The sequence below is a fragment of the Pseudoalteromonas sp. G4 genome (genome assembly GCF_028875915.1).
Taxonomy (GTDB): Bacteria; Pseudomonadota; Gammaproteobacteria; order Enterobacterales; family Alteromonadaceae; genus Pseudoalteromonas.
This window is the reverse complement of sequence record NZ_JAPEHW010000152.1, coordinates 1-1,388: the sequence shown is the minus strand read 5'-3', so window position 1 is coordinate 1,388 and position 1,388 is coordinate 1. Positions and strand designations below refer to the sequence as shown.

Below are 1,388 nucleotides of genomic sequence, written 5' to 3'. Positions count from 1 at the left end.
CTACGTAAAGCTGGTCAAACTTTACACATAGCTGTTAACTAATTGATCAAAACAAAGCGCTTTTTGTTAAGAAAATAGACGTTTTGCTCACTTGCTGAGCAAACGAACGAAAAGTTTAAATTTTCTTACAAAAAGTGCTTGCACTGAAATTGAATCTCCCTATAATGCGCATCCACCGACACGGAGTACTCGCAACGACGTTGAGCAACAACAACCCTGAGTTTAGTGACCGGGAGTCAAACGGAAAGTTACTTTGAAAAATAAATTAATTTTCTAGTTGACTTTAAAAGTGAAGCGGTTAATATAGCGCTCCACTTCGCAGCGAGAGAGGCTGCAGCAAGCACCAAGTTGTTTGCACTGTTCTTTAAAAATTTAAGCAATCATCTGTGTGGGCACTCGTACAGATTAAGTTCTAACATACGCTTTTAGCGTAACAAAATTTAGACTTAATTGAACTGAGTGACCAATTGATAAGAAATTATCAGCACAGTCAATTCGATATCTTTATGATATCAAAATCAGAATTCATTGAGTCGGACGTAAGTCCAAAAACACTTTTAATTGAAGAGTTTGATCATGGCTCAGATTGAACGCTGGCGGCAGGCCTAACACATGCAAGTCGAGCGGTAACATTTCTAGCTTGCTAGAAGATGACGAGCGGCGGACGGGTGAGTAATGCTTGGGAACATGCCTTTAGGTGGGGGACAACCATTGGAAACGATGGCTAATACCGCATAATGTCTACGGACCAAAGGGGGCTTCGGCTCTCGCCTTTAGATTGGCCCAAGTGGGATTAGGTAGTTGGTGAGGTAATGGCTCACCAAGCCGACGATCCCTAGCTGGTTTGAGAGGATGATCAGCCACACTGGAACTGAGACACGGTCCAGACTCCTACGGGAGGCAGCAGTGGGGAATATTGCACAATGGGCGCAAGCCTGATGCAGCCATGCCGCGTGTGTGAAGAAGGCCTTCGGGTTGTAAAGCACTTTCAGTAAGGAGGAAAGGTTAGTAGTTAATACCTGCTAGCTGTGACGTTACTTACAGAAGAAGCACCGGCTAACTCCGTGCCAGCAGCCGCGGTAATACGGAGGGTGCGAGCGTTAATCGGAATTACTGGGCGTAAAGCGTACGCAGGCGGTTTGTTAAGCGAGATGTGAAAGCCCCGGGCTCAACCTGGGAACTGCATTTCGAACTGGCAAACTAGAGTGTGATAGAGGGTGGTAGAATTTCAGGTGTAGCGGTGAAATGCGTAGAGATCTGAAGGAATACCGATGGCGAAGGCAGCCACCTGGGTCAACACTGACGCTCATGTACGAAAGCGTGGGGAGCAAACGGGATTAGATACCCCGGTAGTCCACGCCGTAAACGATGTCTACTAGGAGTTCGGT

The 1,388-nt window shown here is 46.3% G+C and carries 1 rRNA gene; it reads left to right on the top strand.

Features of this window, described 5'->3' with window-relative positions:
* Nucleotides 1–558: 558 nt before the first annotated feature.
* Nucleotides 559–1,388, top strand: a 16S ribosomal RNA gene (locus ON073_RS20315); the annotation flags it as partial.